The organism is Streptomyces sp. NRRL S-350, from assembly GCF_000719705.1.
Taxonomy (GTDB): Bacteria; Actinomycetota; Actinomycetes; order Streptomycetales; family Streptomycetaceae; genus Kitasatospora.
Genome location: NZ_JOHO01000045.1, coordinates 16214 through 29661 on the forward strand (window position 1 = coordinate 16214; position 13448 = coordinate 29661).

At 74.3% G+C, this 13448-nt stretch carries 10 protein-coding genes and 1 pseudogene; 3 read left to right on the forward strand and 8 right to left on the reverse strand.

What is annotated here, in order from left to right; all coding sequences use genetic code 11:
• Positions 1-3: 3 nt before the first annotated feature.
• From IF30_RS0129410 to IF30_RS0129420, 3 genes are all read left to right on the forward strand, one after another.
• Positions 4-1119, forward strand: coding sequence for a helix-turn-helix transcriptional regulator (locus tag IF30_RS0129410; protein ID WP_030244083.1), 1116 nt, complete (start codon positions 4-6; stop codon positions 1117-1119).
• A 53-nt stretch (positions 1120-1172) separates the two neighbouring features.
• Positions 1173-1790 (forward strand): hypothetical protein, encoded by a 618-nt coding sequence (locus tag IF30_RS0129415; RefSeq protein ID WP_051711479.1) that lies wholly within the window; start codon positions 1173-1175, stop codon positions 1788-1790.
• Between the two features lie 95 nt (positions 1791-1885).
• On the forward strand, positions 1886-2404 hold the full coding sequence (locus tag IF30_RS0129420) for a universal stress protein (protein WP_030244086.1): 519 nt from the start codon (positions 1886-1888) through the stop codon (positions 2402-2404).
• Positions 2405-2411: 7 nt separating this feature from the next.
• Here IF30_RS0129420 and IF30_RS0129425 read toward each other — a convergent pair whose 3' ends face one another.
• From IF30_RS0129425 to IF30_RS0129455, 8 genes and pseudogenes are all read right to left on the reverse strand, one after another.
• Entirely contained in the window at positions 2412-4031 is a 1620-nt protein-coding gene (locus IF30_RS0129425; RefSeq protein ID WP_030244088.1) for an amidohydrolase, read from the reverse strand.
• Positions 4028-4870, reverse strand: a complete 843-nt coding sequence (locus IF30_RS0129430) for a PaaX family transcriptional regulator C-terminal domain-containing protein (protein WP_030244090.1) — start codon at positions 4868-4870, stop codon at positions 4028-4030. Before IF30_RS0129430 ends, IF30_RS0129425 begins: the two co-directional genes overlap by 4 nt.
• A 73-nt stretch (positions 4871-4943) precedes the next feature.
• A complete protein-coding gene (locus IF30_RS0129435) occupies positions 4944-5702 on the reverse strand; it encodes an Asp/Glu racemase (protein WP_030244092.1) in 759 nt (252 codons plus the stop codon).
• 15 nt (positions 5703-5717) lie between these two features.
• Positions 5718-7796, reverse strand: a complete 2079-nt coding sequence (locus IF30_RS49735) for a fumarylacetoacetate hydrolase family protein (protein WP_234322886.1) — start codon at positions 7794-7796, stop codon at positions 5718-5720.
• Positions 7797-7826: 30 nt separating this feature from the next.
• Positions 7827-8798 carry a carbon-nitrogen hydrolase family protein gene (locus IF30_RS0129445; RefSeq protein WP_030244095.1) on the reverse strand — a complete coding sequence of 324 codons (972 nt, stop codon included), beginning with the start codon at positions 8796-8798 and terminating at the stop codon, positions 7827-7829.
• Between the two features lie 8 nt (positions 8799-8806).
• Positions 8807-11173: an FAD-dependent monooxygenase gene (locus IF30_RS0129450; RefSeq protein ID WP_030244097.1), complete on the reverse strand. Its 2367-nt coding sequence runs from the start codon at positions 11171-11173 to the stop codon at positions 8807-8809.
• Positions 11170-11619 (reverse strand): acyl-CoA thioesterase, encoded by a 450-nt coding sequence (locus IF30_RS49740; RefSeq protein WP_324605663.1) that lies wholly within the window; start codon positions 11617-11619, stop codon positions 11170-11172. Before IF30_RS49740 ends, IF30_RS0129450 begins: the two co-directional genes overlap by 4 nt.
• Positions 11593-13197: pseudogene (locus IF30_RS0129455) on the reverse strand (AMP-binding protein); the annotation flags it as partial. The gene IF30_RS49740 and the pseudogene IF30_RS0129455, both read right to left, overlap by 27 nt.
• Positions 13198-13448 lie beyond the last annotated feature (251 nt).

The window sequence follows — 13448 nt, forward strand, 5'->3', positions numbered from 1 at the left end:
CCCATGGCGGCATCGCTGCTGGATCGCCGGACGGCCGGACTCGTCGACCGCTGCTACGCCGGGTCGGACCCGGCCCGACTGCGGGCCGAGGTGCTCCCGCGCCTGCGGCGGCTCGTCCCCGCCGACGCCGTGTTCTTCGCGACCGTCGACCCCGCCTCCCTGTTGTTCACCTCCGTCGCCACGGAGGAACCGCTGGCCGGCGAGACCGCGCGTTTCCTGGAGAACGAGTTCGGCCGGTCCGACGTCAACAAGTTCGCCGACCTGGCGCGGGCCGCCGACCCGGTGGGCACGCTCGGCCGGGCCACCCGGGGCGACCTCGGGGCCAGTCCCCGCTACCGGGAGATCATGGCGCCGCTCGGACTCGGTGACGAGCTCCGGGTGGCGCTGCGCCTCGGCGGCTGCTGCTGGGGAGTGCTGTGCCTGCACCGGGAACGGGCGGGCTCCGGCTTCGACGGCGGGGACGTCGCGGTGCTGCGGGCCGTCGCTCCGCACCTCGCCGAGGGGATCCGGCGCTCGGTCGCCCTCGGTCTCGCTGGTTCCGCTGCGGCGCAGCCTCGTGCCGCCGCCCCCGGCGTCCTGGTGCTGGACGCCGGACCGGTGTCGGCCGCAGGTCCGGCGTCGGATGCCGGGCCGGTGCTGCTGTCCGCCAGCGAGGAGGCGCGGGACTGGCTGGCCCGGCTGGAACCGGCGGACTTCCCGCCCGGAGCGCGGCTGCCGATCGCGGTCAGCGCGGTGGCCGCCCGGCTGGCCCGCCTGGAGCGGGAGCCGGCCGATGCGGTGCCGCCGCCGTCGGTCCGGGTGCGCGACCGTTTCGGCGGGTGGTGGAGCCTGCACGCCACCCGGCTCACCGGGGCGCCCCGGCCCCAGATCGCGGTGGTCGTCGAGCCCGCGCCGCCGCAGCAGCGGTCCACGCTCCTGCTCAGCGCGTACGGGCTCAGCCCGGCGCAGAACCGGGTCGCGACCCTGGTCCTGCGCGGCTGCTCGACCCGCGAGATCTCGGCCGAGCTGTGCATCTCGGCGAATACCGTGCAGGAGCACCTGACCGCCGTCTTCGACCGGCTCGGCGTGCGCAGTCGCCGGGAGTTGGTGGCGCTCGCGCTGGCGGGGGCCGGAAGGTGACGCGGCCGGCCACGCCCTCGCCGGGAACCGGGCCCCGACCCTAGCCTGCCGGTATGGCGATCAACGGCTTCGGGGTCACCGAGTTCCAGCTGGTGCTGCTGCGTCGGATGGCCGACTTCCAGCCGGGGCTGGTGGAGGAGGCGGTGCGGCGGCTGGGCGCCGACCGGGCCTCGATGCGGGAGGCGAACAAGCGCTGGCAGGCGATGGTCCGGGCGCCCCGGTTCCCTCGTGGTGGCGCCCGGTACGCGGCCGTGCTCGGGCCGGCCGGGACGACCGTGCCGCGGCGGATCGGGGACCTGGCGTGCAGCGCCCGGCAGTGGGCGCTGCCGCTCTGGCCGGAGCTGCGGTTCGAGGTCCTGCTGGGCCCGGCGGAGGTCGGCTCGCCGCTGCTGAACGAGTGGCTGGTGCGGGCGGTCGGCGCCCCGTGCCCCCGGCCGCGCTCGATCGCCGACCTCACGCCGTGGAGCTGTGTGGTGGGTGACGTCGGTGCCGCGTTCCCGCCCGCCGTGCCGCGCGAGGGGAGTGCGCCGACCCGCTTCCAGCTGGATTTCGACGCTCCGGACGGTGGCGGCCGGGTGTGCCGGTGGACGGCCGACTTCACCTGGGGGCTGCTGCAGGAGCTCCGGCCGGTCGACGGCCAGGTCACGGCAGGGTTTGTTGATACAAGGTGATATTCAGTTAATGCCTTAGATTTGCAGGCAATACGGGAGTCGTGGCAGCATAATCGCAGACACTCAAGCAGCCTGGTATCGGAAAGCGAAGGATCATGTCGGACGGCGCCCGCGTCATCGTCGGAGTCAGCGGCTCACTGCACAGCCTGACCGCCCTGCACCGGGCGGCCGAGGAGGCCAGGGCCCGACGGGCCATGCTGGTCCCGGTGCTCGCCTGGGCGCCGGTCGGCGGCGAGCGCAGCTACCAGGCGCGACCGTGCCCGCCGCTGCTCCGCGCCTGGCGGGACCTCGCCGACGCCCGGCTCCGGGGCGCCCTGGAGCAGGCGTTCGGTGGCCTCCCGGTCGGGGTGCCGGTGCGGCCGCTCGTGGTCCGCGGCGAGGCCGGCGCGGTGCTGACCGAGCTCGCCGACCGCCCGGACGACCTGCTGGTGGTCAGCACCGGGGAGCAGGGCGGCCGGGGCGCCCGGCTGCGGCGGCTGATGCGCCGCTCGGTCGCCCGCCACTGCCTCGACCAGGCGCGCTGCGGCGTGCTCGTCGTCCCGCCGTCCACCCTGCACGAGGACCTTCGCGCGCTCCACCGCGGCATCGACCTGCGGGAACTGGTCGCCGCCTGACGGTCCGTCAGGCGATGTGCACGGTACGGCCGCTGACCACCGTCCGCACCGGCAGCAGGGTGCGCAGCGCGTCCGCAGGGCAGGCCATCGGGTCGAGCGGCCACACCGTGAGGTCGGCGAAAGCCCCCGGCCGCAGGCTGCCCCGGACGGCACTCTCGCCGGTCAGCCGGGCGGCGTTCACGGTGTGCAGCGCGACCGCCTCGGACCGCTCGATCGCGTGTTCCGGGCCGACCACCCCGGCGGTGGTGCCTCGGGTCGTCATGCCCCACACCGAGACCATCGCACCGTACGGGCCGACCGGGAAGTCCGAGCCGCCGGTGAGCAGCGCGCCCTCGTCCAGCCACGCGCGCAGCGGGAAGAGCGCGGCCGTGCGCTCCTCGCCCCACGCCCGCTGCTGGGCGAGCGCGCCGTCGTGCAGCAGCGGGTGCTGGACGGTCACCGGGATGCCGAGCGCGATCGCCCGGGCCCGCTGGGCGGGGCGGGCCAGGCCGCCGTGCTCGACCACCAGGGTGCCGGGCGGCAGGCCGGGGCGGAGCTTGAGCACCTGCTCGAAGACGTCCAGCAGGACACGCAGGCCGCGGTCGCCCCAGGCGTGCACGCCGACCCGCCAGCCGCGCCCGACCACCCGGTCCACGGCCGCGAGCAGGTCGGCCGGCTCCCAGAGCAGTCGGCCGTGGTAGCACGGCTGCCCCTGGTACGGCTCCTCCAGCGCGCCCGCCTCGAAGCCGCCGTCGATGCCGAACTTGACGCCCCAAAGGCGCAGTCGGTCGTCGTCCCGCCCGTCGGCGCGCCACTCGTCCATCCGGTCCAGCAGTGCGTCCACCTGGTCGGGCGTCCGGGCGGCGAAGCCCGAGACCAGTGCCCGGACCCGGACGGCGAGGGCGCCCTCCGCGCGGGCCGCGTCCAGGACGCCGAGGTCCTCGACCGGGACGAGGCAGTCCCGGACGGTGCCGATCCCGGTGGCGGCGTAGGCGGCGGAGGCGGCGCGCAGGCCGTCGATCCGCTCGGCGCGGGTGGGGCGCGGCAGCACCCGCTCGACCAGCTCGACCGCCCGGTTGACCAGACGGCCGGTGAGCCGCCCGTGCCCGTCGCGCTCGATCACGCCGCCGGACGGCGCCTCGGTCGCCTCGGTGATCCCGGCGAGGCGCAGCGCGGCCGAGTTGAGGACCATGTTGTACGCGCCGCGGCGCACCAGCACCGGGTGGTCGGCGGTGGCGCCGTCCAACTCCTCGGTGGTGGGCATCCGTTGCTCGTCCAGCAGCACCTCCTGCCAGTTGACCGTGGTGTGGATCCACTCCCCGGCGGGGGTGCGGGCGGCGCGCTCGCGGATCAGCTCGAGGAACCCGGCGAGGTCCCGGGCGCGGTGGACGGGCACGCCGTGGACGCTCTGCGCGGCCATGACCAGATGGGTGTGGGTGTCGTCGAAGGCGGGCAGCACGGTCGAGGCCGGGGCGTCCACGACCTCGGTGGCCGGCCCGATCAGGGCGTCCAGGCCGTCGGAGGTGGGGGAGAGGGCGGTGATCCGGTCGCCGGTGACGGCGATCGCCCGCCGCGGTGGCTCGCCGGGCACGAGGGTGTGCACGGCGGCGGCCCGGATCAGCAGGTCGGCGGGGGCGTGGTCGGTCATTGCGGCTCCTGGGGGTCGGACAGCCCGGTGACCTTCTCGACGTGCCGCAGGCTGGGCTCGGCGAGCAGCCCGTGCAACTCGGTGAAGACCGCGCGGGCCGGGACGGCGTTCCAGTCGGCGGGCAGCAGCTGGGCGGGCAGGCCCGGGTCCAGGTAGGGCAGGCGGCGCCACTCGGTGAGCATCGGCACGTAGGCGCGGAAAGCCTCGGCCGGGTCGATCCGGGGCTGCCCGCGCAGCTCCTCGGCGGCCGGCCGCCAGGCGCCGGTGAACGCCGCGTACTGCGCCTCGATCGCCGGGAGGTCCCACCAACTCGCCACCGCCGTCCGCACATCGGCGAAGCCGGCGTACTCGGCGGAGAGGAACAGGTGGACGTAGGCGCTCAGCCCCAGGCGCTCCAGCAGGCGGCGGGCGTCCGGCAGCAGCCGGGCGGGCGCGAGCCAGACGCCGGGGGCGGCGTTGCCGAAGCCGAGCCAGCTCAGCCGGGAGCGCAGCTGGTGGCGGTGGGCGCGCTCGGATTCGGGCACCGAGAAGACCGCCACCACCCAGCCGTCGGAGAGCGAGGCGGGCTCCAGGCTGTGGAAGATCCGGCGGTCGCCCTCCTCGAAGACCGGCTCCATCGCGGGGGAGAGCCGGTAACCGGTGCCAGCGCGGCGTTCCTGGAGCAGGGTGCCGGCCTTCTTCAGCCGGGACGTCGCCGAGCGGACGGCCGGACCGTCGACGTCCAGTTCGGCCATCAGCGCGATCAGGTCCGCGATGGATATCCAGCCGCCGAGGCGGCGGACGAACTCCCCGTAGACGGTGTGGATCAGGGAACTCGGCCGGGGCGTGCTCTCCGACATGCGTGGGCGCTCCTCCCCGGCGAATGGCGGCCACCCGGTGACCGGTGGTGATCATAGCGGTGGTCCGGGAGGGTCAGACCTCCGCGTAGGCGCCGGAGAGCAGGTGCCCCGCCCCGGGCGCGAAGGCGGGCAGGCCCAGGGCGCGGAGCAGCTGGTGGGTGGTGCAGACGGCGGCCGAGACCACCGGCTTGCCCAGCTGCTGCTCGGCCTCCTCGACGGCGGACAGCGAGGGCATCTGCACGCACGCGGAGAGCACCACGGCGTCCGCGTCGGCGTGTGCGAGGCCGCGGGCGATGGCGGGCAGCCGGGCCGGGTCGTGGGCGGCCACGTCCAGGTTGTCGGCGATCTCCAGGGCGGCGTGGTCGAGCACCTCGATGCCCTCCTCGGCGAGGTAGCCGACCACCGTCCGGGCCAGCGGCCGCAGGTACGGGGTGACCATCGCGATCTTCCTGGCGCCCAGTGTGCGCAGCCCGGCGACCAGGGCGCCGGCGCTGGTGACCACGGGTGCGGGCGCGCCGTTCTCGACGGTGCGCCGGTGCAGTCGCCGCTCCGCCTCGCGGTGGTAGCCGGGGCCGGTGGCCATCACCGCGACCAGGCAGGCGTAGCCGATCACGTCCATCCGGGCGTCCGAGAGCTCGGTGGCGCAGCGGTCGGACTCGCCGTCCATGGCGCGCAGCTGCTCGGGGGTGACCCTGGTCATCCGCATCCGGCTGGAGTGGAAGGTGAACCGTTCGGGGGCGACCGCCTCGCGGGCCCGCAGCAGGGCGGGCACCTCGGTCTCCATGGTGACGTTGGAGCTCGGGACGATCTGGCCGATCCGGTACGTCGGCATCAGCGGGCGCTCCTCTCAGCGGGCGTCGATCACGGGGTTGGCGAGCGTGCCGATCCGCTCGATGGTGGCCTCGACCAGGTCGCCGGGCTGCAGGAACTGTGGGGGCACCATGCCGGCGCCCACGCCCGAGGGCGAGCCGGTGGCGATCACGTCGCCCGGCTCCAGGGTGACGCCGGAGGAGATGTCGGCGATCAGCCGGGCGATGCCGAACAGCATGTGCCGGGTGTTGGAGTCCTGCCGCAGCTCGCCGTTGACCTTCAGCGAGAGGTCGAGCCGCTGCGGGTCGGGGATCTCGTCGGCGGTCGCCACGACCGGGCCGAACGGCGCGTAGCTGTCCTGGCCCTTGGAGAAGAACCACTGCCCGGAGCGGCGCTGGTCCCGGGCGCTGATGTCGTTGACGATGCTGTAGCCGAACACGTGCCGCAGGGCGTCCCGTTCGGCCACCTGGAAGGCGGGTTCGCCGATCACCACGGCGAGTTCGCACTCCCAGTCGAGCTGCTTGGTGAGGTTCGCGTTGTGCCGGATCGGTCCGCCCGGGCCGATGACGGCGGTGGAGGGCTTGCAGAACAGCACCGGTCGGTCGGGAAGTTCACGCTCGGTGTCCAGGGTGCGGTGCGACTCGGCGACGTGCTCCACGTAGTTGAGGCCGACCCCGACGATCTTGCCGGGACGCAGCGGTGCGCACAGCGAGACCTCGGCGAGCGGGCGGGTGGCCGGTGCGCCGGCGAGCAGGTCGCGCGCGGTGGCCAGGGCCGGCTCTCCGCCGCGGATCAACCCGAGGAGGCTGTCCGGGAGTCGGGCCCCGGCGGCGGTGGCCAGGGCGGTGAGGTCGGCGACCCGGTCACCGTCGAGCAGCGCGCCGAGGTGGGGGGTGTCGTCGCCGTCCGTGCGGTAGGTCAACAGGTGCATGGCGGTGGGCTGGTGCCCGTCATGGTCCGGGTAGGCCTCCTCGCCGTGGAGGCCGAGCGCGTGCATCACCGGGAAGTCGTTGAAGGAGAACAGGACGGCGTCCTCGCCCTGGTCGAGGTTCGCGTGCTCGTGCCAGGCCCAGGACGGGACGACGAAGATGTCGCCCTGCTGCCAGGTGAAGCGCTGCCCGGCGATCACCGATTCGCCGCGCCCCTTGGCCGCCGTGTAGACCACCGACCCGGTGTGCCGGTGGGCGCGGGTGGCCTGGCCCGGCCGAAGCAGCTGCAGGTGGGCGGCCATGGTCGGCATCACCGGGCCGCCGGTGACCGGGTTGGTGTACTCCATGATCACGCCGTCGTACGGGGATCCCTCGGCGGCGCGGGCCAGTTGGCGCAGCGCGTGGTAGCTGGGCTCCCAGGGCCAGCCGAGCAGCGGCGAGTAGGGCCGGGTCCACTTCTCGACGCCGTACGGCAGGAGGTTGCCGCCGTAGCTGAGCAGGGAGGAGTTCACCACCGGGCCCGGGCGCTGGTACAGCTCCGGGTGGACCTCGTAGAAGTTGGCGTCGAGGGTGTTGACCAGCGGGATGTCCAGGCCGTCCTGCCAGATCACCGGGGCGTCGTCGGCTTCGTTGCCGTGCTCGTGCCAGGTGTTGTTCGGCGTGATGGCGAAGTCGCGCGGGCCGACCTTGAGCTTCTGCCCGTCCACGACCGTCCAGGCGCCGGTGCCCTCGTGGACGAAGCGCAGGGCGGAGGCCTGGTGGCGGTGCGCGGTCATCGCCTCGCCGGGGCCCATGATCTGCAGGCCGGTGTACAACAGGCCGACGGCGGCGCTCAGTTCGCGGCGGCCGGGGTTGACCAGCATCACCACCCGGCGGCCGGCGTCGTCGGCCTTCACCAGTGGCAGCGCCTTGCGAACCAGTGGGCGCAGGTCGGAGTAGCGCCAGAGCACCGGGACGGACTTGGGCTGCGGGTACCAGGGCTCGATCTCGTTCGCCACCGTCCACAGGGCGCCGGCCTCGTGCTTGGCCAACTCGTCGTAGTAGGCGAGCAGTTCCGGGCTGTCGGTGACCCGGGACCGGCCGATCCGGTCGTCGTCGTGGAGTGAGGGGTCGTGGAGTGAGGGGTCGTGGCGCGAGGGGTCGTGAAGCGAGGGGTGGTGGCGCGACGGGTCGTCCTGAGCGGTCATGTCTCCTCCTCGGTCGGGTGGTTTCGCCGGTCAGGCGTCGTCGTCGGGCAGTACCAGGGGCCGCAGCGGGCGGTCGTCCACGTGCAGCCGGAAGACGTCGAAGCGGTTGTAGTGGCCGACGATGTCGTGCATCTGCTTGGGCTGGATGCAGCGGCCGAGGTCGATCTCGGCGTAGACGATGCCCTCCTCGTCCACCAGCGGCTCGGTGACGGCACGCCCGTCCGGGCCGAAGATCCCGGAGAGGGCGCTGCGCGGGCGGGCGAGTTGCTTGCGGACCTGCTGGTCGTCGCCGGCGATCAGGTCGACGATCTCTGGGGAGATGGTGGAGCAGGACACCACCGTGAACAGCTTGCCCTCGAAGCAGTGGGCGGCGGCGCGCAGCGCGATCGCCTCCGCCATGTCGTAGTCCTCGGGGGCCACCGGCAGCGCGATGTAGCTTGCGGCGTGGACGAGTTCGCCCTGGGCCAGCAGGGTGAAGCGGGCCAGGGTGTTGGTGTTCTCGCCGCAGGCGAGTGCGCCGAGCGGGCCGACGGAGGTGCGGTGCACCTTCAGGGTGCTGCCGTCGCCCTGGGTCCAGGTCAGCTTCTCCGCCCAGGTCGGCACCAACTTGCGGTGCACGCTGAGCAGTTCGCCGTTCGAGTCGATGATCAGCAGGGTGTTGTACAGCACCCCCAGGCTGTGCCGACCGCGCTCGTTGACGCCGATCACCAGCACCACCCCGGCCTGTCGGGCGGCGGCGCGCAGGGTGTCGACGTACGGGCCGGGCACGTCCACGGCGGCGCGGTACAGGCGCTCGTACCAGGGCGAGCCCTGCACGGGGTTCATGGTCCAGTTCCAGTAGGGGTAGCCGGGGACGAAGACCTCGGGGAAGACCACGAGTCCGGCGCCGTGGGCGGCCGCCTCCTGGATCAGCGCGACGGCCTTGTCGACGGTGGCGGCCGGGTCCAGGTAGACGGGGGCGGCCTGCACGGCGGCGGCGGTGAAGCGGGGCAGGTGGGGCATGGTCCTCGTCACTCCTCGGGCAGGTGGGGCAGCCGGCGGCGGTGGACGGGCGCGGGTGGTTCGCGTAGCAGGCGCAGGCGCGGGGCGACCCGGTCGGCGCCCGGGCCGGGCGGTTTGCGGCTGCCCGCCCGCCAGGGCCCGGGCCAGTGCGCGCCCGGCCCGGCGTAACCCTGGTCGGCGGCGGCGTGCAGCGTCCAGAGCGGGTCGTACAGCTGGGCCCGGCCGACCGCGACCAGGTCGGCCCGCCCGGCGAGCAGGACGGAGTTGGCGTCGTCGGGCCCGGAGATCGCGCCGACCGCGACGGTCGGCAGGCCGGTGGCTGTGCGGACCAGCTCGGCGAAGGGCGTCTGGTACCCGCGCCCGTACGGCGGCCGCTGGTGCGCCACGACCTCGCCGGTGGAGACGTCCACCGCGTCCGCGCCGGCCTCGGCGAGGGCGCGGCAGATCGCCACGGCCTCCGCTTCGGTGGTGCCGCCGGGCGCCCAGTCGTTCGCCGAGATCCGCACCAGCAGCGGCTGCCCGGCCGGCCAGGCGGCGCGCACCGCCGTCAGCACCTCCAGCGGCAGCCGCAGCCGGTGGGCGAGCGGGCCGCCGTAGCGGTCGGTGCGGTGGTTGGTGAGCGGGGAGAGGAAGGAGGAGAGCAGGTGTCCGTGGCCGAACTGCAGCTCCAGCACGTCGAATCCGGCCCGCGCGGCCCGCTCGGCAGCGGCCGCGAAGTCGGCCGTGACGGCGGCCAGCTGGATGTCGTTGGCCTCGTGCGGCACCGGGCTGTCGGCGTCCCACGGGATCGCCGAGGCAGCGAGCAGCGGCCAGCCCTCGGCGAGCGGGCGGCCGATGCCGTCCGGCCCGGGAGCGGTGGTGGCGCCCCGGCGGCCGGCGTGGGTCAGCTGGATGCCGAGCGGGGTGTCGCTCACCGCCCGGACGGCCCGGACGAGTTCGCGCCACGCCTGCTCCTGGTGGTCGGTCCACAGGCCCGGGCAGCGGTCGGTGGGCCGGCCTTCGGGGCTGACGGCGGTCATCCCGGCGAGCACCAGGCCCGCCCCGCCGAGCGCGTGGCCGGTCAGCTGGGCCCGTTCGAAGGCGCTGGGCAGTGCGTCGGGGGAGGTGAAGGTCGCGAGCGGCGGCACCACGATCCGGTTGCGCAGCTCCAACGCGCCCAGTTTGAACGGGCGGAACATCGGCGGCACCCCGGGCGAGCCGCCGAAGGCGGTGTCCACGGCGTCCACGAAGGCGGGGTCGCGGGCCCGCAGGTTGCCGTAGGTGACCCGGCGGCTTCGGGTGAGCAGGTTGAAGGCGAACTGGTCGACGTCCTGGCCGGCGCGGCGCCCGATGGTCTCGAACCACTCCAGGCTGGCCTGCGCGGCGCGCTGGGTGGACTCCACCACCGGGCGCCGCTCGGCCTCGTAGGCGGCCAACGCGTCGTCCAGGTCCGGCTGTTCGCCGAGCGCGGCGGCCAGCGCCAGGGCGTCCTCCAGGGCGAGCTTGGTGCCCGAGCCGATCGAGAAGTGCGCGGAGTGCGCGGCATCGCCGAGCAGCACCACGTTGCGGTGGTGCCAGCAGGCGTTCCGCACCGTGGTGAAGCGGATCCAGCGGGAGGCGTTGGGGATCAGCCGGTGGCCGTCCAGGTGGCCGGCGAGCAGGTCCGCGCAACGTCGGACGCTCGCCCCGTCGCTCTCCCCGCGGGCGAACTCCCTCGTGGCGAAGGCCTCGAAGCCGGACCGGTGCCAGGCGTCCTCGGCGATCTCGACGATGAAGGTGGAGCGGGTCGCGCTGTACGGGTAGGCGTGCACCTGCAGCACGCCGAAGTCGTACTGCTCGACGATGAAGGTGAAGGCCTCGAAGACCTTGTCGGTGGCGAGCCAGATGTAGCGGCAGTGCCTCGTGTCCAGCTCGGTGCGGAAGGTGTCCGGGTACGCCGCCCGGGTGCGGGAGTGGATGCCGTCGGCGGCCACCACCAGGTCGTACTCGGCGGCGAGCCGTTCGACGGACGGCGCGGGCGTGCGGTAGCGCACGTCCACGGCCAGGTCGGCGCAGCGCTGCCGGAGGATGGCGCGCAGCCGGTTGCGGTCCAGGGCGGCGAAGCCGTGGCCGCCGCTGGTGCGGACCCGGCCCGCGTAGCGGATGTCGATGTCGCTCCAGCGGGCGAACTCGGCGCCGATCGCGGCGAAGACCTGTGGATCGGCCTGGGCGATGCCCTCCAGGGTCTCGTCGGAGAACACCACGCCGAAGCCGAACTCGTCGTCGCGGCCGTCCCGTTCGAAGACGGTGACCTCCCGGTCGGGGGCGAGCTGCTTGGCCAGGGCGGCGAAGTAGAGCCCGCCGGGGCCGGCGCCGATGACGGCGATCCGGCGCGCCCGGGTGCCGGGGACCGTCATGCGATCACCTCCGGCTGCTGCGGCCCGGCCTCGCCCAGCGTGCGGCGCACCTGGGCCGGCCACGGCTCGGGGCCCTCGGTGTGTGGCGCGGCGTTCACCACCGACATCCGCCCGTTCGCGGCCAGCCCGTGCGGGCCGTGCACCTCGAAGGCGTAGTGCAGCGAGGAGCCGCCGACCCGGACCACCCGCAGCTCGGTGCGGACCACGTCCCCGAACCAGAGCCGCTGGCGGTAGTCGGCCTCGAAGTGCACCCGGGGGATCCGCCCGAACAGCTCCGCCAGCCCCAGTCGACGCAGCAGTGCCGCCTCCGCCGCCTCGGCCCAGCGCTGCACGGCGGAGAAGTGGTAGTGCCCGGCCGCGTCGGTGTCCGACCACTCGACCCGGCGCTCGACGGTGACGCTGGCCGGGGCCAGTGAGGCCAGCCGCCGCAGCTCGGCGCGGTGCAGCTTGCCGGTCGCGGTGCGCGGCAGCCCGGTGACGAACTCGACGGCCCGCGGGTACTTGTACGGCGCGATGGTGCGCTTGACGTGGTCCTGGAGCAGACGTGCCGTCTCGGGCCCGGCGGGCACGCCCGCGCGCAGCACCACGTACGCCTTGACCACGCTGCCGCGCCGCTCGTCCGGCGAGCCGACCACCGCGCAGTCGGTGACGTCGGGGTGGGTCGCGAGCGCCTGCTCCACCTCGGGCCCGGCGATGTTGTAGCCGGCCGAGACGATCATGTCGTCGGTGCGGGCCTGGTACCAGAAGTAGCCGTCCCGGTCGCGGACGTAGGTGTCGCCGGTGAGGTTCCAGCCGTCCCGGACGTAGCCGAGCTGGCGTTCGTCGTCCAGGTAGCGGCAGCCGGTCGGGCCCTTGACCGCGAGCAGACCGGGTTCGCCGTCCGGCACCGGGCGGCCCTGGCCGTCCAGTATCGCGGCGCGGTAGCCGGGCACGGGCCTGCCGGTGGAACCGGGGCGGACGTCCCCGTCGGCGGCCGCGATGAACACGTGCAGCAGTTCGGTGGCGCCGATGCCGTCGATCAGCCGCTGCCCGGTGGCCTCGTGGAAGGCCCGCCAGACCGCGGCCGGCAGTGGCTCGCCCGCCGACACGCAGCGCCGCACTCCGGCCAGCCGGTCGGCCAACCCGGCGGCCAGGACCGCCCGGTAGGCGGTCGGCGCGGTGAACAGCACGCTCACCCCGTGTTCCCGGACCTGTTCGGCCAACTGCTCGGGCGTGGCCTGCTCCAGGAGCAGACTGGCGGCGCCGGCCCGCAGCGGGAAGACCAGCAGCCCGCCGAGGCCGAAGGTGAAGCCGAGCGGCGGGGTGCCGGCGAAGAGGTCGTCGGGGGTGGGGCGGAGCAGGTGGCGGGAGAAGGTGTCGGCATTGGCGAGGACGTCGCGGTGGAAGTGCAGGGTCGCCTTGGGGCGGCCGGTGGTGCCGGAGGTGAAGGCGATCAGGGCGACGTCGTCGGCGGCGGTCGGGACGGCGGTGAAGCCGGCCGGTTTGGCGGCGCAGCGCACGGTGAGGTCGTCGGGGGCGTGGCCGCCGTAGGCGAGGATGCGCAGGCCGGGGGTCCGCGCCCGCTGCAGCTCGTCGAGGAACCGGTGGTCGCACAGGGCGAGGACGGGTTGTGCGATGCCGGCCAACTCGGTCAGCTCGGTGGCGCGCAGCAGCGGCATGGTGGTGACGGCCACCCCGCCGGCTTTCAGGACGGCGAGCCAACAGGCGGCCAGCCAGGGGGTGTTGGGGCCGCGCAGCAGCACCCGGTTGCCGGTGGTGAGGCCGAGGTCCTCGGTCAGCAGGCGGGCGATCCGGTCGGTGTGGTCGCGTAGTTCGCCGTAAGTCCACTGCCCGGTGGGGGTGAGCAGGCAGCGGCGGTCCGGTCCGAGGCGGGCGATGGTGTCGTCGAGCAGGGCGGCCGCGCAGTTCAGGCGGTCGGGGTAGGCCAACTCCGGTAGTTCGAAGAGGAGTTCTGGCCACTGCTCGAAGGGTGGGAGGTGGTCTCGACAGAACGTGTCCACGTGCGCTGAGGGGGATAGCTCCATGGGCGGGCACCTCATCGGGCGGGCGGGAGTGAGGCCAGTATGGCGCTTCGGTGACGCCAGTCAAGAGAGCGATACATGCATTCGGGCGACGGCCCGCGCCACCGGCGGTGCGGGGCCCGGGCGCACGGAGCGGTGCGGCCGGCCGGAGCACGGCAGGGAAGCAGCCGGCCGGCGCACGGAAGGGAAGCAGCCGGGTGCACGCATGCAGGGGAGGGGCAGGACGCCCGCAGGGGACGGGCTGGGCGCAGAGA

What these genes read in the sequence shown, in the direction of transcription:
- IF30_RS0129445 (WP_030244095.1), bottom strand. Translation starts at nt 8,798, where the DNA reads ATGCCCCACCTGCCCCGCTTCACCGCCGCCGCCGTGCAGGCCGCCCCC.
- IF30_RS49735 (WP_234322886.1), bottom strand. Translation starts at nt 7,796, where the DNA reads ATGACCGCTCAGGACGACCCGTCGCGCCACCACCCCTCGCTTCACGAC.
- IF30_RS0129425 (WP_030244088.1), bottom strand. Translation starts at nt 4,031, where the DNA reads ATGACCGACCACGCCCCCGCCGACCTGCTGATCCGGGCCGCCGCCGTG.
- IF30_RS0129450 (WP_030244097.1), bottom strand. Translation starts at nt 11,173, where the DNA reads ATGACGGTCCCCGGCACCCGGGCGCGCCGGATCGCCGTCATCGGCGCC.
- IF30_RS0129410 (WP_030244083.1), top strand. Translation starts at nt 4, where the DNA reads ATGGCGGCATCGCTGCTGGATCGCCGGACGGCCGGACTCGTCGACCGC.
- IF30_RS0129430 (WP_030244090.1), bottom strand. Translation starts at nt 4,870, where the DNA reads ATGTCGGAGAGCACGCCCCGGCCGAGTTCCCTGATCCACACCGTCTAC.
- IF30_RS0129420 (WP_030244086.1), top strand. Translation starts at nt 1,886, where the DNA reads ATGTCGGACGGCGCCCGCGTCATCGTCGGAGTCAGCGGCTCACTGCAC.
- IF30_RS0129435 (WP_030244092.1), bottom strand. Translation starts at nt 5,702, where the DNA reads ATGCCGACGTACCGGATCGGCCAGATCGTCCCGAGCTCCAACGTCACC.
- IF30_RS0129415 (WP_051711479.1), top strand. Translation starts at nt 1,173, where the DNA reads ATGGCGATCAACGGCTTCGGGGTCACCGAGTTCCAGCTGGTGCTGCTG.